Source organism: Microbulbifer sp. ABH2_005 (assembly GCF_056160005.1).
Genome location: NZ_JBSWWI010000001.1, coordinates 2,086,968 through 2,104,182, shown reverse-complemented (window position 1 = coordinate 2,104,182; position 17,215 = coordinate 2,086,968). Strand labels below are relative to the sequence as shown.

At 50.5% G+C, this 17,215-nt stretch carries 24 protein-coding genes; 15 read left to right on the top strand and 9 right to left on the bottom strand.

Features of this window, described 5'->3' with window-relative positions:
- Positions 1-6 precede the first annotated feature (6 nt).
- The 15 genes from ACXAFI_RS09130 (at position 7) to ACXAFI_RS09060 (ending at position 7,505) form a co-directional block, all read left to right on the top strand.
- Positions 7-369, top strand: a complete 363-nt coding sequence (locus ACXAFI_RS09130) for a hypothetical protein (protein ID WP_475108556.1) — start codon at positions 7-9, stop codon at positions 367-369.
- Entirely contained in the window at positions 366-521 is a 156-nt protein-coding gene (locus ACXAFI_RS09125; RefSeq protein WP_475108555.1) for a hypothetical protein, read from the top strand. Before ACXAFI_RS09130 ends, ACXAFI_RS09125 begins: the two co-directional genes overlap by 4 nt.
- The gene (locus ACXAFI_RS09120; RefSeq protein ID WP_475108554.1) at positions 518-958 is read left to right on the top strand and encodes a hypothetical protein; all 441 of its coding nucleotides are present in this window, start codon (positions 518-520) and stop codon (positions 956-958) included. Before ACXAFI_RS09125 ends, ACXAFI_RS09120 begins: the two co-directional genes overlap by 4 nt.
- Positions 946-1,476 carry a hypothetical protein gene (locus ACXAFI_RS09115; protein WP_475108553.1) on the top strand — a complete coding sequence of 177 codons (531 nt, stop codon included), beginning with the start codon at positions 946-948 and terminating at the stop codon, positions 1,474-1,476. The genes ACXAFI_RS09120 and ACXAFI_RS09115 overlap by 13 nt, the downstream gene beginning before the upstream one ends.
- Positions 1,454-2,017 (top strand): hypothetical protein, encoded by a 564-nt coding sequence (locus tag ACXAFI_RS09110; RefSeq protein ID WP_475108552.1) that lies wholly within the window; start codon positions 1,454-1,456, stop codon positions 2,015-2,017. The genes ACXAFI_RS09115 and ACXAFI_RS09110 overlap by 23 nt, the downstream gene beginning before the upstream one ends.
- 113 nt (positions 2,018-2,130) lie before the next feature.
- Positions 2,131-2,307 carry a hypothetical protein gene (locus ACXAFI_RS09105; RefSeq protein WP_444884856.1) on the top strand — a complete coding sequence of 59 codons (177 nt, stop codon included), beginning with the start codon at positions 2,131-2,133 and terminating at the stop codon, positions 2,305-2,307.
- A 2-nt stretch (positions 2,308-2,309) separates the two neighbouring features.
- The gene (locus ACXAFI_RS09100; protein WP_475108551.1) at positions 2,310-3,140 is read left to right on the top strand and encodes a major capsid protein P2; all 831 of its coding nucleotides are present in this window, start codon (positions 2,310-2,312) and stop codon (positions 3,138-3,140) included.
- Between the two features lie 10 nt (positions 3,141-3,150).
- The gene (locus ACXAFI_RS09095) at positions 3,151-3,453 is read left to right on the top strand and encodes a hypothetical protein (protein ID WP_475108550.1); all 303 of its coding nucleotides are present in this window, start codon (positions 3,151-3,153) and stop codon (positions 3,451-3,453) included.
- Positions 3,453-3,668: a hypothetical protein gene (locus tag ACXAFI_RS09090; protein WP_475108549.1), complete on the top strand. Its 216-nt coding sequence runs from the start codon at positions 3,453-3,455 to the stop codon at positions 3,666-3,668. Before ACXAFI_RS09095 ends, ACXAFI_RS09090 begins: the two co-directional genes overlap by 1 nt.
- A complete protein-coding gene (locus ACXAFI_RS09085; RefSeq protein ID WP_475108548.1) occupies positions 3,656-4,033 on the top strand; it encodes a hypothetical protein in 378 nt (125 codons plus the stop codon). Before ACXAFI_RS09090 ends, ACXAFI_RS09085 begins: the two co-directional genes overlap by 13 nt.
- Positions 4,023-4,718 (top strand): hypothetical protein, encoded by a 696-nt coding sequence (locus ACXAFI_RS09080; RefSeq protein ID WP_475108547.1) that lies wholly within the window; start codon positions 4,023-4,025, stop codon positions 4,716-4,718. The genes ACXAFI_RS09085 and ACXAFI_RS09080 overlap by 11 nt, the downstream gene beginning before the upstream one ends.
- Positions 4,718-6,346 carry a hypothetical protein gene (locus ACXAFI_RS09075; protein ID WP_475108546.1) on the top strand — a complete coding sequence of 543 codons (1,629 nt, stop codon included), beginning with the start codon at positions 4,718-4,720 and terminating at the stop codon, positions 6,344-6,346. Before ACXAFI_RS09080 ends, ACXAFI_RS09075 begins: the two co-directional genes overlap by 1 nt.
- Positions 6,347-6,465: 119 nt before the next feature.
- Complete coding sequence (locus ACXAFI_RS09070; protein WP_475108545.1) at positions 6,466-6,849, top strand: M15 family metallopeptidase domain-containing protein; 384 nt, start codon at positions 6,466-6,468, stop codon at positions 6,847-6,849.
- Complete coding sequence (locus ACXAFI_RS09065) at positions 6,846-7,118, top strand: hypothetical protein (protein WP_475108544.1); 273 nt, start codon at positions 6,846-6,848, stop codon at positions 7,116-7,118. The genes ACXAFI_RS09070 and ACXAFI_RS09065 overlap by 4 nt, the downstream gene beginning before the upstream one ends.
- Before the next feature lie 75 nt (positions 7,119-7,193).
- On the top strand, positions 7,194-7,505 hold the full coding sequence (locus ACXAFI_RS09060) for a hypothetical protein (protein ID WP_475108543.1): 312 nt from the start codon (positions 7,194-7,196) through the stop codon (positions 7,503-7,505).
- Positions 7,506-7,908: 403 nt separating this feature from the next.
- Here the strand turns inward: ACXAFI_RS09060 and ACXAFI_RS09055 are convergent, their stop codons facing one another.
- The 9 genes from ACXAFI_RS09055 to ACXAFI_RS09015 form a co-directional block, all read right to left on the bottom strand.
- Positions 7,909-8,265: a hypothetical protein gene (locus ACXAFI_RS09055; protein ID WP_475108542.1), complete on the bottom strand. Its 357-nt coding sequence runs from the start codon at positions 8,263-8,265 to the stop codon at positions 7,909-7,911.
- Positions 8,266-8,343: 78 nt separating this feature from the next.
- A complete protein-coding gene (locus ACXAFI_RS09050) occupies positions 8,344-8,679 on the bottom strand; it encodes a DUF6488 family protein (RefSeq protein ID WP_475108541.1) in 336 nt (111 codons plus the stop codon).
- Between the two features lie 46 nt (positions 8,680-8,725).
- The gene (locus tag ACXAFI_RS09045) at positions 8,726-9,274 is read right to left on the bottom strand and encodes a hypothetical protein (protein WP_475108540.1); all 549 of its coding nucleotides are present in this window, start codon (positions 9,272-9,274) and stop codon (positions 8,726-8,728) included.
- 64 nt (positions 9,275-9,338) lie between these two features.
- Positions 9,339-10,034, bottom strand: coding sequence for a HupE/UreJ family protein (locus ACXAFI_RS09040; protein WP_475108539.1), 696 nt, complete (start codon positions 10,032-10,034; stop codon positions 9,339-9,341).
- Positions 10,035-10,096: 62 nt separating this feature from the next.
- Positions 10,097-13,252, bottom strand: coding sequence for an efflux RND transporter permease subunit (locus ACXAFI_RS09035; protein ID WP_475108538.1), 3,156 nt, complete (start codon positions 13,250-13,252; stop codon positions 10,097-10,099).
- A gap of 9 nt (positions 13,253-13,261) precedes the next feature.
- Complete coding sequence (locus ACXAFI_RS09030; protein WP_475108537.1) at positions 13,262-14,485, bottom strand: efflux RND transporter periplasmic adaptor subunit; 1,224 nt, start codon at positions 14,483-14,485, stop codon at positions 13,262-13,264.
- The gene (locus ACXAFI_RS09025; RefSeq protein ID WP_475108536.1) at positions 14,482-15,738 is read right to left on the bottom strand and encodes a TolC family protein; all 1,257 of its coding nucleotides are present in this window, start codon (positions 15,736-15,738) and stop codon (positions 14,482-14,484) included. The genes ACXAFI_RS09030 and ACXAFI_RS09025 overlap by 4 nt, the downstream gene beginning before the upstream one ends.
- 67 nt (positions 15,739-15,805) lie before the next feature.
- A complete protein-coding gene (locus ACXAFI_RS09020) occupies positions 15,806-16,759 on the bottom strand; it encodes a M56 family metallopeptidase (RefSeq protein ID WP_475108535.1) in 954 nt (317 codons plus the stop codon).
- A complete protein-coding gene (locus ACXAFI_RS09015; RefSeq protein WP_444904779.1) occupies positions 16,759-17,142 on the bottom strand; it encodes a BlaI/MecI/CopY family transcriptional regulator in 384 nt (127 codons plus the stop codon). The genes ACXAFI_RS09020 and ACXAFI_RS09015 overlap by 1 nt, the downstream gene beginning before the upstream one ends.
- Positions 17,143-17,215: the final 73 nt, after the last annotated feature.

The following is a 17,215-nucleotide window of genomic DNA, read 5'->3' as shown; positions in this document are numbered from 1 at the left end:
GGAACCATGGGCAAAAACAGGCAAAGGAAATACATGGAAAGGCAAGCCAGGAAAGGTGCGGTTGATCCGCGACCGATACCGGAAAAGGAAAGACCGGCAACCCCTGTTCAACAGAAGGGGGAACCTAGGCCTGTGGAGAGGTTGCCACCTCCGCCTAAACCTGAAACCGAGAAGAAACAGGAGTTCACAGCTGAGGATTTGCGAGCGGCTGCAAATCTTCCCATTCGTATTGTGGGGCCGTCTGGTGATCTTTTGATGAGTACAACCCCGATGCAGGTTCTTGAGAGAAGCAAGGCGGCGGGTTTAAACCTCGATGAGTTCGAACTGTGCCTGACGGTATCCAATAACCTGACGGGGAATATCCATTGAATGACTACTTGCGCGAGGCCCGTGCAATAGCGCGTGTGTGGGTTTGGTCTGGCGCAGTGTCGCGGGTACTGCTGGCGGCTGCGCCAGTGGTAACCGTAGTTACTTTTGCGTTGGGCGGGGTATCGGTGACGGTTGGAGGGGAAATAACGTGAGCGGAAAACGACCACCGCAAAACCCGGTGATTGGGAATTGGCAATGCCCGGAAGGGGGCACCGCCGTTGTGCGCCAGGCCAGCAAGCGCGGCCGGCACTTTTACACCCAGTGCGATTGCTGCGGGGTGAATATGGGAACCGGTGCAGCGCGTCAGACAAAAATTTGGCGCGAAGCGGAATTTAGCCCGCCGGACGGTGTGACCGTATACAAGCCGAACAATGTAGATGATGAGCGCGAGGCGGAGGCGCCGGTACCGGTCAATGATTCAGAACAGCCCCCAAAGCCCAAAGAGGAGGAGCGTTGGAAGCCGGGGCAAAGTGAGCCGGTGGACGGTGACCCGGATCCCGATAAACAGCAACCAAGTGGCAACAGGGGCGCTCTGGTAGCGCTGGGTGTTGCCACGCTGGCACTAATAGGTGGCGTATGGATGGGGTAAGCACGCTTGATTTGCTAGCACAGCGCGCAGAGCAGACCGAAAAGGGCGAAACGGAAAAGCTGGAGGCTGAATTGTCCCCGGATGAGCCGACTGAGCCAGATGACATCGACGCGGGAGCGAATCGCGCTGAATCGTTCATGCGCATCTGTGAGGGTGGGGTGCAACTGTTTGTTGATGATCGTATCGCCTTGAGCGATGAAGAAATTCAGGGAAGTCGCGATCAGCTGGGGCCGGTACTGGCAAAGTATAACCTTGCTGGATCAGGAACCGGGAACATCCCTTACCAAGAAGAAGTTACAGCCGGTTTTTTTCTCGGGCGCATGATCAAGCGGCTAATTATGCGAGTGCGTCAGTTGCGCAGAGCTGACCGGGAAGAAGCGAAGAAGAAAGAGCAACAGTGGAGAGATAACCGGAATGGCCAAGAACCCCAACACGAGACTAGCCAACAATCACGGTCTGTATCTAGCGAAGTCAGGCTTCGGGAAGAGTCAGACATTGCTCCGCCGATCGTCAATTAGCCCTGGCGATCGTGTCGTGCTGTGGGACAACAACGATGATCATGAGGCCGATGAGCGTTGCGGTAGCCTGAGTAGTTTTTTTCGCTCCCTGGCAGATGCGGAGCGAAGCGGCAAGGCATACCGTGTGGCCTATAACGGCGATGCTGCACCGCATTTGTTTGAGCAGTGGGCGCACGGTGTCTGGTCGATCCTAGACGGTAACCGCATAACCCGCGCAGTGATCGAAGAGTACTCTGACTGTTGCCGTGGCCCTGGGTTGCTGGATTACAAGCGGGACGCCTACCATCGGCGGCTTTGGACTCAAGGGCGGAAGTACGGCCTGATTATCGACGCTACGAGTCAGCGACCGCAGTTAATCAGTAAAGACTCTCTGGGCAATGCCGGCATCATTTGGGCCGGGCATATGGACACCAGCGCGGCAGAGCGCATAGGCAAGGAAATTGATACCCCATGGCGGGAAATAATGGCTTGTAGTGTGGGGGAGTTTTTCCGCAAGGATTTGCAAAAGACGGAAAAAATGCGGGTATTTTATCCTCGTTAGAAAAAAATGAAGCGGTGAAGCGAAAAGGTGAAGCGAACCGGGATTGACCGGCGAAGCGAAACCCATGTGACAAATCCCTCGCAATTTGTGTTTCAACCAATTTCGAGGGACTTATGTCCATGCTTCCAAACTCTGTTGACCGCGCTGTGCGCGATAACGTCGACAAAAAAATTGTTATCTCTTCGGCGATTGGTGCCGCGCTCTTGGGCGTTGTCACTTTCGTGGCCGTTAAAACCGGCATCAAACCGTTAGCCAAAGCCGCGCGCGTGGCCAAGAACGGGAGCAAATAAGAATGCGTAACACATTCCGCCTTGCTCCCGCTGAGGGGGTCGCCGCTGGTGCAACTGCCACGATTTCCCTTCCTGGTCCGCGTTGCTATCACGATGTCACTTTTCAGACATCGTTCCCGCGCTCACAGATCAATGCGATTCGAATGGTTGCCAATAACCGCACGGTGCAGGAATACACCGGCGAGGCGATCGATATATTCAATGCCTTCGATGGTAGACAGAAAGGCGATGATACCTATCTGACAATCCCGTTCGATCAGACTGGCCTAAAAATGCGCATGTTCGAAGAGCAAACAGCCTTCAACGTGGGCTCAATGGAAATCAAAAACGGCGCTGCTACTGGGGTAATCCTCAGTGATCTGGAAATTCAGATCGATATTGATGCCAGCGCGAACAACCCACGCATTCTCAATAGCTGGGCGACTATTTCGCCGGTAAAAGAGGGTGGCCCTGGTGCCCTGCGAAGTATCTACCGGCTTCCGGGTGTGTCCGGTGTCACTGGCCGCTGGGACTATGACAAGTTGCCGAAAGGTACGCGCTCCAGCATGTTCCTGTCTCGCTTGTTTATTAAGACTGCGCAAATCACAGAACTGGAAATCGAGCGCGATGGTCGCACCATTTGGGAGCGTACCGCGGGCCTCAATACCTGGAAGCAAAACGACGGCGAACGTTTCCCGCAAGCTGGCTGGTTTGTCATTGACTTCTCAGAAGAGGGCTATGGGGAGAACAAGCTCGATTGCCGCACCGCGCGGGATTTGCGCCTAAAGCTGACCAGTGCCGCGGCTGAGAATGTCGAAATGTTTGCTGAGTATATCGGCGAGCTTGAAGTCTAAGGGGGCGGCAATGTCTGACGCATCAAACCCATTTATTGATTTCACAAAAGTCGTAATCGGCGGCGCCCTGTCTTGGAAGCAAATGGACAGGCCAGAACCCTTGCCAGCTCAGCCTGACAATGCCACCGCTGTTCCTGCCTACCCCTATCAACCCAACACCGCCTATGGCGGGCCTGGAATGACTGCGGTCAATACGGCCGCAGTCGGCGCACCCTATCAAACCAAAGTGGGCGGCCTCACTTTTGATAATCGCTTTCTGCTGTTGTCAGGTTTGGCTGTGGGCGCAGCGGTATTGTTGAAGGTGGCTAAATAATGTTGGGGTCACTGACAAGCCTGACCGGTGGCGGCGGGCTTGATATGGGCGGTGGTGGTCCTTCTTCAGCTGGAGGTGGTACCGCAGCCGGTGGCAACAGCGGCAATAAAACATACACCTTTAACAATGCGGGGGGAACTAGCGGCCTGACAACTCAGCAAATGTTGATAGGTGGTGCTCTGGTGCTGGGGGCACTCTATCTATGGAAAAAGTGACCTTTGAGCCAATGGATTGGCCAAATCAGGCAGCTTTTGAGCAGTTCGCTTTGACTCCCGGCGTTTTGTCACCGGGGGTTATGTATGACCTAGAACTTGGGGAAGCCCAGCTGTTTTTTGTTCGTTCTGCAGGTGTGAGCGGCTGGATGGTGACGCGTACAGAGGGTGAGGAGCTGGTGGTGTGTGCGGTTACTGGTAGGGGCTTAGTCCCTACGGTCAAGGCGGTTATGGCGGGGCAGCTAGGTGATTGGTATGACACTATCCGGTGCCATACAAGCGACTGGCGAATCGAGGCTCTTTATCAGCGCGCAGGCCTGGAATTTTCAGAGGTTGTTTATCGGGCGGGGGTGAATCGTGGGCGGTGATTCAAAATCAAAAAGCAGCCAAACAACAAACCAGAATGAACAGACGTGGAATTTCGTCGAGGGTACTGGTGACGGCGACCGCCTAAACCTGGGATTGTCTGAAGGGGCCAGGGTTGGCGATATCAGCATAACCCAAACCGATTATGGCGCTATCGACTCGGCGGAGCGTATGACCCGCATTGCATTCGATACAGCGGCAGAAATGAATCGGGGCTCAAGGGATTTAGGGCTCACTGCGATAGAGGAAACGATAGGCGCAGCCAATAACTTTGCCGCTCGTAGCTTCGATGCCATGGAGGATGGTTTCGACTTTGCCCGCGATACCAACCGCGACTCACTAGATTTTGCGGAGCGCTCCCAGGCTGAAAGCTATTCGTTTGCCCGCGAAACCAATAGTAAAAGTATGGACTTTGCGCGCGATAGCTTGGACTTTGCCCGCGATGCCAATACCGACAGCCTGGATTTCGCCTCTAACACAATGGCGATGTCTATCGCCGCAATCACTAAGGATGCGGATGCATCCCGCAAGCAAACAGCGGACCAAATCGACCGAGCTTTCACCCTGGCGACAATGCACAGTCGTAGTGAAGGCGCTGAAGCTATGGATAAAACGGTCAAGGTTCTAGGGTGGGGCGGTGCTGCCTTTGCCTCAGTCGCAATTTTGGCAATGTTTAGGGGTAAATGATGACCATTAAGAATATGGCGCCTTATCGCCGCGAGTTGCAGGCAGGGGTGCCGGTAACGATTGAGGCCGGTGGTGAGTTTGTTTTCATCGATCAGGGTGAAGACTTGGAAATTCGGGTGGATGGCATGATCATGCCGCACCGTAATGCTGGCGATATTATGCGCCTTAAAGGGGAGTTTAAGAGGGTAACAGTGACCAGCTCCGTTGAGCAGGTGGCGATCTTGATCATAGGGTTTGGCGATTACAATCGGCTGATTATTTCGGGTGAACTGAATATCTCGCCTTATGTGACCACCCATCATGGCACCAGCGCAACTCTCCCAATGGATGTAACAAAAACAGTTACCCTGGAAAGTAGCGAGCAATGGAGTGCTAGGTATAACGAAGTCTATGTGGATGATACGACAACAATAGACGCCGATTGCGAAGATAACCAAGCTGTATACTTTTTTGAGGGTGATGCTTATGTAATTACCCGCGAGGGGTTAGCCCGATACGAAATCGGTGAGGGTTTGAAAAAGCCCCCAGAAAATCCTATGACCGCGCCCACTGAAATTATTAAATGGAAAAGCGAGGATGGAACCGACTTAGTTTTACACCACAACATGGATATGCACTTAGGCCATGGCGAGCTTGGCAAGTTTGCTAGCTTGGGTGGGCTAACTATTAGTCCGGGCGGTGAAATTTGGTTTTTCCATGATGGGCGAATTTATAAGAGCCATTTGGCCCATATGCAAGTAACCGGGTTTTCTTATTATGAATATGGCGATGGCCATATTCCGGCGCCTTTTAGCGATTCAATTTATGGTGCTTTCCCCCTTGGCTATTCCCATGGCAAATATCACCTTTTGCACTACTTCAATAATCAGGTGTGTGAGTGGGACGAAGAATGGGATGATGTTTATAACGCGTGGAATATCCACGGTGATAAGTATTTAATTTCATTTGATCCTCTGACTAGGAAAGTCGAGTATAGAAACGTAGGTACTTTGGCCGGATGGGTTGGCGGCGACGCGCGGCCTAAAAATGGGTTCGTAAATGAAGACGGTAATTTATGCATTACTGTAGTTCACAGCGAAGATTTTGACCGTCACTGCCACGTGATCGACCCAGTTAAGGGCGAGGAAATTGATGATGAAAAATATTCATGGTTATCTAATGGTGATTTCGAGTGGCCAGCATTTGACGTAGCACCATGGGGCCAGGGGTACGCAGTTTCACCCAATGGATTATATTTAGGTGTTATTGCCTATGATGGTAGTTTCTATGTAAGGCTGACTTCGGACGTTAGTGTATACGCGCAGTTTTCTATTAAAGACCCCGGCGCCGACGATAGTACAAAGCTATATTATTATTTATCCAATTGGCGCTCTATCTTGCCGTATAAGTTGGGCCATAAAATGTATGGTGGAATTATTGAGGTAATTTTAGGGGCCATGCTCCAACGCACACCGCCATCTAATTATTTAGATTACGTCACTAAATTGGTTAACGATAACGGCCGTTATACGGTTACTTATAATTCCGGCACTAACTCTTTTTATAAAAATGGAATCGCTGATGATCGCGTATCATTTTTAAATAGTGATTATACGGTAGGGGTTTTACCTGAATTCTTTGAGTTATGAAAAGGGTGATGCTTGCCGTATTGGCGGGCGCTGTAGCAATCGGAATAGGGGGGCGGTTTGTGACCCGGCCTAAATTGAATCACTTTTCTCCTGATGAATTCGGAATATGGTACCCGTTAATGTCGGCGGAGCTACTGCGGCGATTGGATCGGTTCCGCACAGAGTGGGGCGGTCGGGTGATCGTCTCAAAAGCGGAAGGCGGAATAGGGCGAGAGGATGACAGTAACAGCCAGCACAATGTAACTCGTTGGGGCGAAGTGCTGGCGATCGATGTTTTCCCGCAGGTGCAGGATGTACAGGGTAATTGGCACTACCTGAATAGCCCGGAACAGCTGGAGCGCGCCTATCAGGTAGCGCGCTCCGTTGGCTTTACTGGTATTGGCTTATATACCGATACACGGCCCGGTCACATGGTGCATTTAGATGTTCGCCCTGGTGATCATGTCGCCACATGGTCGCGCATCGCCGGCGAATACCGCGGAATTAATGAGGCGCTGGTATGAGTGTAAAAGTGCAAGTTGATGGGTTGATGATTCTCACGGGTGTTGCGGTCGGCACTGTGGGTCTAGCGTGGTGGAATCGCCAATCCTTGATCAACTTAGTTAACCCAACGCATCAGGACAACATAGTAAACCGAGCTGCAAAAGAAGTGGTCGGGGAAGATAATCTTCAGGGTTTTTTCGACCGTGTTTTTGGTGCGGTCGATCTGATGAACCCGTTAAATGAATCAGATGATTATGCGCGGCAAGTGTGGGGGCTTGATCCAATATGAAAGGTTTCTTAATCACAGTAGCTGCGGGTGTCACTGCGGCAATGATAGTGCAAGCTCTGAATAGCAGGCAGCAGCGTGTCTAGTGTTGCGCTGGCGGTGCTTGGGTTTGTCAAAAGCTGGTGGGATTCTCGGCAAGAGTCTCGCGCAGCGGAAACGCAGGCGCGCGCACTAAGGATCCAGCACGGAATACCGGGCTGGGCGGATGAGTTTTTAATTGCGGTTTGGTCTTATCCGTTTATTGCCCAGTTTATGCCTGGGCTGCGAGAAAGTGCCGCACAAGGGCTCACGGCGGCAGCCGCATTACCTGAGTGGTATATAGCCGGTTTTATGTCGATATCTTTTGCCGTATTTGGGATCAATAAATTATTTCAGTGGAAGAAGATTTAGTGGAATTTGATTTAGGAACTTTCTTGTCAGCGGCCTTTGGTGCGGGCGCTGCTTGGGCTGCAATCCGAACGGATGTGGTTGCTTTACGTCGTGATGTAGACCGTTTAATGCGTAAAGTTTTCGACTGAGAATCTCGGATGGGTGTGCAGAAATTTTGCGTTATTTGCTGAAATCTTGGTTTTTGAGCATTTTGTGAGAAAAAACACTTTATATTTTTTAGTTATTAAAACCGGCTAACATTTGTACAGATAGTGGGAATTTTGGCTCAAATGGCGCGATTTTGTAGGTTGTTAGGCTCAGTTTGAAATTAGGATCTTGACAGCGCTGAAAATGGTACTAGGACGGTAATTCCTTAATATCCGATATTCACAAATATCGGAAATAGTGGGAGCCCTTACAGGGCCTAGGTTTGAAGTTTTTTCTTGACGGCTATTTCCGATAACCATGTCTCTCCCTCCTGTGGGAACGATTTGTTGCGATGCTCTGGCCGAACTCGTATCAAGTCCAGCTCTCCGATTATCTCACGTAATGCACCCATAATGCTCTCCGTCTGTTCTAGGTCCCTGGTTTTTAGGTTAACCAGGTCGGTGTTTATGCTGGCGAGGAAGTCGCGAAGCGGCTTAACCTCGTTGGCAAAAATCGTTAGCTGCACATCAAACATGGCTGGGTTATCAACTAACACACCAGCTCCTGCGCAGTGGCTGCAAACTCTCCATTGTCGATCGATGGCTATCCCTGCACATTGACTGCAATGCTTCATTATCGATTGTTGCGGTTCTAGCTTATTGCAAGTTGAAGGCAGCGGCTAATTTACCGCTGCCAGTGAATATCTGATTAGTTAGAGGTTCTGCACGTTAAAAGACAGAAAGTAACCTTCGGTACTTAAGAAAATCTGCAGCTGCTGATTCAGTACACCACCCTGCTCCTTTGCAGTAACAACCCATTGTCGCTGGTTGTCAACACGCTGCATTGCGGCATTGAGCGGCTTGTCAGCCCAGGATTTGTTTAGCTTACCCTCTTTGATTAGGCGAGCTACTTCCTGGCTGGCGATACCCTTGGCTTCTACCATGGATACAGTGGCAAAATTGTCTCTCTCATGGTCACCATGGGCGAAAGCAAGATTTGCGAAGCCTAAGGTAACTGATACACAGATGACTCGAATAAGTTTGTTCATAATACTCTCTTTCTTCTCGGTTTTAGCGAATGTTGATAAAAAAGCGTTACTGTTTGAGTCCAATAATCTCGTAGAACCCCTTTGTTTTTAGAGTGATCTTCACAGATTCCTGACCGTTATTCTTCCAATACCAGCCATGGGAACCATCAAAAGGCGTGGTGAGAGAGCCACTCATTTTATTTGCGGTAGCAATAGCAAAGCTCTCAAAGTAGCCGGTAGTATCGCCTGTGGGTTCGCCGTGAAAATCAAAGTAAAGTTCACCACTCTCCGTTACCCACTCGTACTCCAGATGGCCGTATTTATCCAATTGAAATTTGTATTCAATTCCACGGCCAGCGGGCACTTCAATAGTTGTAGTGTCAGTCCGATAAGCAAAGGACTGCTCGCCACGCTGCACTACTTCTGGTACCGCAATTTCCTGTTCTTGACTGTTTAATTCAGTCAGCCCCAGTGCACTGCCAATTCCAGTAGGATCTATATTGTATTCAGCTGGCAGGATTACTGTGGTCAACATAATGGCTGCAAGTACGCCAGCAGCAAGTGTTGATCTAATCAGCGTTTGTGCAGACTGCACTGGCATTTCAGTTGTATTCATTCTGTAAGCTCTAAATCTGTGTTTTTTCTGTTCAATTAACTTGTAAAAGCCATTTTCGGGCTATCTAACTCACGAAGTACCCTGTCATTTGGTAACCCACCAACATCAGTCCACCACTCATTAGCAAGGTATTCGTCATGGTGGAAAAACGCAGGAAACTGTCAAAGCGACGCCAATAATTGATGGCGAGGAGAATAAACAGCAACGCAACAAACTGGCCAATTTCTACTCCGACATTAAAGGCCAGAATATTTTCCACCAACCCATCGCTGGACAGCTTGAATTCCTGTAATTTGGTTGCCAAACCAAAACCGTGGAAGAGTCCAAAAATCAGTACGGCAGCCTTGGTATTAGGCTGGAAGCCAAAAACCCGTTTGAAGCCGCCAAGATTATCGAAGCCTTTATAGACAATGGATAATCCAATAATGGCATCGATCAAATAGGCATTCACATGGGTGTCGTTAAGCACTCCAAATAACAAAGTTAAGCTATGACCGAGAGTAAAGAAGCTCACATAGATAAGAACATCTTTAGAGCGATATAAAAAGAAAATGACTCCCACCAGGAACAGTAGGTGGTCATAGCCAGTCACCATATGCTTGGCGCCAATATATAGAAAGGGAATAATTGATACCCCTTCATTGCCGGCAAGAAAAGTCTTGGTAGCATCGTCTACCCCATGGGCAAATAGCGGTATGGATATCACCATACCTGCTATCAGCGCCATCAAGCCGAAAACTGTTTTTAAACTATTGTGCAACGTTACTATCTCCCGTTATTAAAGTTCTAAATTCTTGTGAACCAAAGCGCACACAGGCCCAGTTAACTGGCTCCAGCCAGAGCCGCTTCAGGGTTATCTTGTAAGCTCTCAGACTTGGCATTCCTGCCATGTAAAATTCTGTAGAGTGCCGGCAACACTAAAAGTGTCAGGATTGTTGATGAGACAATACCGCCAATAACCACCGTAGCCAGTGGGCGCTGTACCTCAGAACCAATACCAGTATTCAGCGCCATGGGCACGAAACCGAGTGAGGCGACCAGTGCGGTACTAATGACCGGACGTAAGCGGATCAGTGCGCCCTCAATAATGGCCTTTTCTATGCTGTAACCTTGGTCTCGCAGGTCGCGAATAAAGGAAACCATCACCAGGCCGTTAAGGATGGCAATCCCGGAAAGTGCGATAAAACCAACGGCTGCGGAAATGGAGAAAGGGATATCCCGCAACATTAAAGAGAGCACACCGCCGGTTAATGCGAGGGGTATACCGGTAAAGATAATTGCCGCATCTTTTATGGAGCGAAGCGCCAGCAGGAGAAGCCCCATAATCAACACAAGGGTCAGCGGCACTACAATCGATAAGCGTTCAGTAGCAGACTGTAGGGTTTGATAGGTTCCACCATATTCAACCCAGTAGCCGGGTGGAATTTCCACTTTATCGGAAACGGACTGCTGTACATCGGCAACAAAGCTACCCAGGTACCTACCCCGCACATTAGCCGTTACCACTACCCTGCGTTTACCGTTCTCGCGGAAAACCTGATTGATACCGGCAGTGAGTTCCAAGCTGGCAATTTCCTCCAGGGGCACATAGTTGCCATTGGGTCGATGAATGGGCAGTTTCTTTAGCCCATCCAAATCCTGGCGCAATACCTCTGGCAAACGCACAACAATATCGGTGCGGCGGTCTCCTTCATAAAAGCGGCCAGCAACCGTACCTCCCAGCGCGGTTGCCAGCTGCTCCTGTACTTGGCTGATGGCCAGCCCATACTGGGATAGTGCGGCTTGGTCAGGAACAATGGCGAGAACTGGTAAACCGCTGGTTTGCTCCATCTGTATATCAGCAACGCCTTCTACACTGCCTATAGCCGCTTCAATTTCACCGCCCAAACGCTCTAATTGCTCAAAGTCATCGCCAAAGACTTTGATCGCCAGTTCCGCGCGTACCCCCGCTAAAAGCTCGTTAAAGCGCATCTGGATTGGCTGGAGAAATTCATAGCGGTTGCCGGGGATTGGCTCTACCAGCTTTGCCAGCTCGTCTACCAATTGCTCTTTCGGCTTATCCGGGTCTGGCCACTGAGACCTGGGTTTCAGGATAATAAAGTTATCGGCAACACTTGGGGGAACGGCATCGGTAGCCACTTCCGCAGTACCAATTTTGGCGAATACACGCTCCACTTCGGGCAACTCTTTAATCCGCGCCTCCAGGGATTTTTGTAGTGCAATCGCTTGTTCCAGGGATGTACCGGGAATACGCAAGGCGTGCATGGCAATATCGCCTTCATCCAGATTCGGCACAAATTCGCTTCCCATTCTGCTTGCCGTATAGCCGGAAACCAACACCAGTAGCGCAGCAAGAGCGACAACCATGCCACGCTGGCGCAGTGCAAACTCCAAGGCCGGGCGATAAAAGCTATTCAGCTTCTCAAGTGCAGGGTTTTTCTTTTCGATCACCGGTTTGCGGAATAGCAGCGCTATGCCGGCTGGCACCAAAGTGATGGAAAGAAACATCGCAGAAAGCAGCGCAATCACCACGGTAATAGCCATCGGATGGAACATCTTGCCCTCCACTCCAGTCAGGGCAAAAATGGGTAAATACACGGCTGTGATAATGAACACACCAAACATGGCCGGGCGAATCACTTCCCGCGTCGATTGGAATACCAGGGTAAGCCGTTCTTTTAGATCTAACTGGCCACGCTCGCGGGCGGATTCGCTAAGGCGTCGCAGGCAGTTCTCGACAATAATGATGGCCCCATCCACCAACAAGCCAAAGTCCAGCGCCCCCAGACTCATCAGGTTTGCACTTACGCGGGCCTGAACCATGCCGGTGATGGTCATTAACATGGCCACTGGAATGACCAGCGCAGTGAGAATTGCTGCGCGAACATTGCCCAACAGCAGGAAAAGAACCGCGATAACCAGCAGCGCACCTTCCATAAGATTGGTTTGGACCGTGCGCAATGTCTGGTCAACCAGACCGGTGCGATCATAAACCGCAGTCAATGTGATACCAGGCGGTAGACTCTGTTTGATATCCTCTAGCTTTTCACCAACTGCACTTGCAACGGTGCGACTATTTTCGCCAACCAGCATGAAAACGGTGCTCATCACCACTTCCCTGCCGTTCTGAGTAGCCGCCCCGGTGCGCATTTCGCGCCCCTCTTCGATCTTGGCCAAGTCGCCAAGTCGAACAGCAACGCCATTCACTTCCGCAACCAGGAAATCCTTCAGTGTCTCTAACGAGTTTGCCTGCCCAGGAACCCGCAACAACCACTGGGCGCCACTGTGTTCAATAAAGCCTACACCGCGGTTACGATTGTTCTCCTCGATCGAGCGAATCAGGTCTTCCTGCGTCAGGCCGAATGCCAGCAGTTTATCTGGCTCTATAGCAATCAGAATTTCTCTCTTAAACCCGCCGATCGGATTGACTTCCACCACACCAGGTACACGCAGTAACTGCGGGCGCACAATCCAGTCATGCACCGAACGTAAGTCCTTAGGTGTTACCGCACTGCCATCAGCATTGGTGGCTCCGGGTTCGGAGTCCACTGTGAACATAAAGATTTCACCAAGACCTGTGGCGATGGGTCCAAGCTCCGGCTCCAAACCAGCAGGCAGTGCACCACGTACACTAGTGAGCCGTTCATTCACTAACTGGCGGGCAAAATAAATATCGGTGCCATCCTTAAAAATCACCGTAACCTGAGACAACCCATACCGTGAAACGGAGCGTGTATAAGCAAGGCTCGGCAATCCAGCCATTGCATTTTCCACTGGGTATGTAACACGCTGCTCAACTTCTTTTGGGGTATACCCCGGTGCCTCCGTATTAATAACCACCTGGATATTGGTGATATCCGGTACTGCATCAATGGGCAGCCGGGTGAAATTCCAAATGCCCAAACCGCATAGTAAGAGCACAAGTGCAATAACCAGCCCGCGATTTTGAATTGAGGTTCTTATCAAGTACTCAAGCATGTCGAACCCTCAGTGATCGTGAGATGCACCGGACTTTTCAATGTCCGCTTTAATGATATAGCTGTTGTTGGTGACATATTCGATTCCCGGTCGAATCCCCCCCAGCACTTCAACCCAATCACCGGCTTCACGCCCTAACTCCAACATACGCACTTCATACTGGTCACCCACCTTGGCATAAACGACAGTAAAATCGCGGAACGCCTGTAAACCGGAACGCTTTACGGCGAGAGGCACCTCATATTCAGCAACTTGGATATCGCCGCTTACAAAAGAACCCGGTGCGAGGCCTGCGGGAATATCTTGCAGTGACACTCGAACGGCGGTGGCCTGGTTGGGTTTCATCAAAGTATCAATTTGTTTAACTACCCCGAGCAGAGGAGTTTCCAAGGACTTGATATTTACGAAAACGGGCGCGCCCTGGCGAATCTGGGGGCGTGTCGAGGGGAAAACATCCAGCTCTGCCAGCAAGGCGGTATCATCGGCAACCGTTAATAAAACTCGACCTGCGGTTTGTTCACCGGGGTTTACATTGCGCTGGACTACTACACCGGTAATTGGGGATTGAATAGTGTAGGTGTTTAGGTTTTGATTGCTGTTAATGGCAATTAGGGGTTGCCCTTTTTTAACGCGCTCCCCCAATCCCACCTGTACAGTTTCTACAAAGCCATCGAAACGCGCACTAATTTCACGTACCTGCTCTGGATCTACAATAAGCCTGCCGTAAGCGCGGCTGGTTTCACTCATCCTGGCTGGGCCGACGGTTTCCGTATCAATTTCCATGGATTCAGCAATACCGGATTCGATACGGGTTCGCCCCTCAAAATTATCGTATTGCCAACGGTATTCTTGCCCCTGGTACTTGGCCGTTAGAGTCACAACAAATGAGTGGGGCTCATAGATCACCATATCACCACGCAGATAATCCCCCTCGGGCCTGAATTCGATGTGGTCCTCTCCATCTCCAAGCCTTGTAAGAATCACTTTAAGATCAACCTGTTGAGGATTAACCAGCTCTCCATCGTTACTCACCCAAACCCGAAACTCCGGGGGAACACCAGTTTCATAAATACTTAGCTCAACGGCAAAATCACCTTCTCGCAACATGCGCCCACGATTGGGCCCTTTTTCCGGTTCCGCCTCTGCGACAGCTCCGGCCGCATAGACACTGCCACTAAGGAACAAGGAAAGTAAAGCACTGAATATCAGGCTGGAAAAAACTGCGGATCTCATATCTCGCTCTCGCTTATCTGTGCCAATGACAGGCCGGTGAGTTTTTCAATTTCAATCAGGCTAAGGTGTGCGTTGTACTGTGCCTGGAGCAGTGAAAGCTGCGCATCGGTAAGCCCCTGTTGGGCTAGTGCCAATTCCGAGTAGTTGTAGCGGCCACGTCGATAGGCTTTTTGCGTAGCGCTGAGCGCCTTATCCAGACTGGGAATCATCTTTTCATTCAAGGCGGCAGCTACGTGCCGGTGATGCTGTAGCCTTTGGGTCATCACAAAGAGCTGTGTATCCAATGCAATCTCTTTCGCATTTCTTTCTGCTCGGAAGCGATTCTGTTCCGCCCTCAAAGCAGATACCTTGCCGCGATTGCGATCGCCCTTACTTAGTGGGATTGCGAAACCAGCCACCAATCCATAATCTCCGCTCGCTTCGTTGCGACGAATTCCTGTATCAATCCGCCACTGAATGCCCGCTTCTGCACGTGCCAAATCAATTTCCGCCTGCGCCACGCGCTCGCGGCTCATGAATATTTCCAAATTTGGGTTGCTCGCCACCAAGCTTCGCAATCTAGATAAATCAACCTCTGGAATGACACTGGAAAGAGAACCAACCACCGCTCGAAAACTGGGCTCTCTGGAGCCCCACTGGGCAGCTAATTGATATCTGGCAATATCCAACTCGTGCTCGACATCTTCCACAGCTAAGAGTCGACGCTGGAAGTCGACTTCCGCCCGAAAAGCATCGGCTTCATTCGTTCTGCCAACACTAACTTGGCGATTAATTTCGGCGGATATCCTGCGAGCCAGGTCGACTGCTCTTTTAGCAATTTCCAGGCGTTCCTGCTGAGCCAGGACTTGGAAAAAGTAACGCGCAGTATTAGCGGCAACTTCTAACTCAAGAACCTGCTTTTCGGCCTCAATCACGGAAGTCTTACTGCGTGTAGCCAATACACGTTTTTCTGCGAGATCACCCTGTAATAGCCAACTGATGCCTACTGTTACCTGGGAACTGCCGTTGCCATCGCTGCTCTTGTCTTCCCCCAACCCTTCAGCGGCAACACTAAGCTCCGGGCGTGGTCCAAGCTTGGCGTGCTTGGATAGAGCAACCACAGCCTCAAACTGATATTGGTAACCCGCCAGTTCGGGGTGATTTTGCAAGCTTTTAAGAATTGCCTGCTCATAAGTGAGGCCCGATAACTCCTCGCCCTGCTCTGCCTTAAGGGGCCCACTTAATGCGACTAAAAAGAACACGGCTCCGGCCATAAAAAACCGATCTATAGTCGGTTTTTTAGTTATGACTAAACGCAAACAATTAAACACTTCGGCTTCCTTAGTGGGAGAAAAGGGTTTCGACGGTGTGGTGGAGTGCATCCACCGTAACAAGGCAAGTGCCAGTAAGAACTACAAACAATCCAGCTAATAACAAGGGGGGTAAGCTGCGCCCCTTATCATCAGACAGCAAGTAACGAATACGAGCATCCAACTGGTCAAGAGCGAAATAACAGACCATTGCTGAAGTTCTCTCTTTGGGCTGCAACCCATTGGAGACACGGGTTACTTTAAGTAGGGTTTGGGCGATAAAAGTCTCACTCCACCCCTGCCTATGGGCATAAGCATCTGCACGCTGCTCCATACACAGCGCCATCTGCCGATTCAGGTTACTCCCCAAACGCGAGGGGAAAAAGCTGGCAAACAAAGCGAATATTAATTTCTTCAGAGGATCAAATTTTTGCGCATGAGCTTCCTCATGTAGGCGTACCACCTCAAATTCTTCCGCTGTTAACTGGTCTCGCAGACCGCTGGTATAAAACCCTTGCGGACGGAGCAGACCGCTGGTGAAAGCCTGGGGCCCCTTTGCCTGGATAATACTCTGGTCAGACTGATCCCTTTCGCAAAGTTGCATTAACAATCGGAGCTGCGCCAAATGGCGATGAGCTCGTTTAAAACTTTGAAATACCAAAAACCCGGCAAGGAAAAGAAACGCAATGGTAAAAACACCATGCCAACTGTAGAGGTTAAAAGCATTGATATGGTGCCAGTGCGCCAGTGATGCAACGCCTCCCAAAAGGCTGGGGAAAGCCAGGATAACAGCGGCAGTGGAAGCCGCGAACCACGGCAGCAATACCGCGCTCCACAGCAGTAAACGCCGGCTACTGGCAGACAAGCGAAGTGAAAGCCGGGAAGCAGAAAGGCAGGCAGCTGATACCAGTAAAATACCGACAAACAGGCCAAGCGCTGCAATAGTCAGTAGGTTTAGCCAGAGTGCAACCTGCCCCAAAATCACTAGCGATCACCCTGCTGGCGCTTTACCTTCTGGCTTTCGATCAACTGCTCCAGCTGCTCTAATTGACTTTCGCTCAACTCCGATGAGATGGAGGTAAAAGCGGCTACCAACCCATTCTCATCATCAACGAATTCACGAGTAACATCTTGAATCAGCTGCCCGACAAACTCGTAGCGCTCCACTGCCGGGCTGTATTGGAATGCATGCCCCTGCTTCTCCCGAGACAGCAAACCTTTCTTGTAGAGGCGATCCAGCGTGCTCTGGATCGTATTGAGAGAACCTCCACGGGCCCTGCTCAAGTCCGAGTGGACCTGTTTAGCATCCGCAGCTTTTGTATCCCAAAGGTATTGGAGCACCTGTTTCTCAAGATCGCCAAGTCGCATAGACCATTATTCCAACAGTTAAAATCATTCCTTGGATGATGGTAAGGCGGCTAAAACCGATCGTCAATAGGTT

Bases quoted from the DNA above. Each gene is read 5' to 3' on its own strand.
- ACXAFI_RS09130 (WP_475108556.1), top strand. From the start codon at position 7: ATGGGCAAAAACAGGCAAAGGAAATACATGGAAAGGCAAGCCAGGAAA.
- ACXAFI_RS09115 (WP_475108553.1), top strand. From the start codon at position 946: ATGGATGGGGTAAGCACGCTTGATTTGCTAGCACAGCGCGCAGAGCAG.
- ACXAFI_RS09105 (WP_444884856.1), top strand. From the start codon at position 2,131: ATGTCCATGCTTCCAAACTCTGTTGACCGCGCTGTGCGCGATAACGTC.
- ACXAFI_RS09100 (WP_475108551.1), top strand. From the start codon at position 2,310: ATGCGTAACACATTCCGCCTTGCTCCCGCTGAGGGGGTCGCCGCTGGT.
- ACXAFI_RS09095 (WP_475108550.1), top strand. From the start codon at position 3,151: ATGTCTGACGCATCAAACCCATTTATTGATTTCACAAAAGTCGTAATC.
- ACXAFI_RS09090 (WP_475108549.1), top strand. From the start codon at position 3,453: ATGTTGGGGTCACTGACAAGCCTGACCGGTGGCGGCGGGCTTGATATG.
- ACXAFI_RS09085 (WP_475108548.1), top strand. From the start codon at position 3,656: ATGGAAAAAGTGACCTTTGAGCCAATGGATTGGCCAAATCAGGCAGCT.
- ACXAFI_RS09075 (WP_475108546.1), top strand. From the start codon at position 4,718: ATGACCATTAAGAATATGGCGCCTTATCGCCGCGAGTTGCAGGCAGGG.
- ACXAFI_RS09070 (WP_475108545.1), top strand. From the start codon at position 6,466: ATGTCGGCGGAGCTACTGCGGCGATTGGATCGGTTCCGCACAGAGTGG.
- ACXAFI_RS09065 (WP_475108544.1), top strand. From the start codon at position 6,846: ATGAGTGTAAAAGTGCAAGTTGATGGGTTGATGATTCTCACGGGTGTT.
- ACXAFI_RS09055 (WP_475108542.1), bottom strand. From the start codon at position 8,265: ATGAAGCATTGCAGTCAATGTGCAGGGATAGCCATCGATCGACAATGG.
- ACXAFI_RS09050 (WP_475108541.1), bottom strand. From the start codon at position 8,679: ATGAACAAACTTATTCGAGTCATCTGTGTATCAGTTACCTTAGGCTTC.
- ACXAFI_RS09045 (WP_475108540.1), bottom strand. From the start codon at position 9,274: ATGAATACAACTGAAATGCCAGTGCAGTCTGCACAAACGCTGATTAGA.
- ACXAFI_RS09035 (WP_475108538.1), bottom strand. From the start codon at position 13,252: ATGCTTGAGTACTTGATAAGAACCTCAATTCAAAATCGCGGGCTGGTT.
- ACXAFI_RS09030 (WP_475108537.1), bottom strand. From the start codon at position 14,485: ATGAGATCCGCAGTTTTTTCCAGCCTGATATTCAGTGCTTTACTTTCC.
- ACXAFI_RS09025 (WP_475108536.1), bottom strand. From the start codon at position 15,738: ATGGCCGGAGCCGTGTTCTTTTTAGTCGCATTAAGTGGGCCCCTTAAG.
- ACXAFI_RS09015 (WP_444904779.1), bottom strand. From the start codon at position 17,142: ATGCGACTTGGCGATCTTGAGAAACAGGTGCTCCAATACCTTTGGGAT.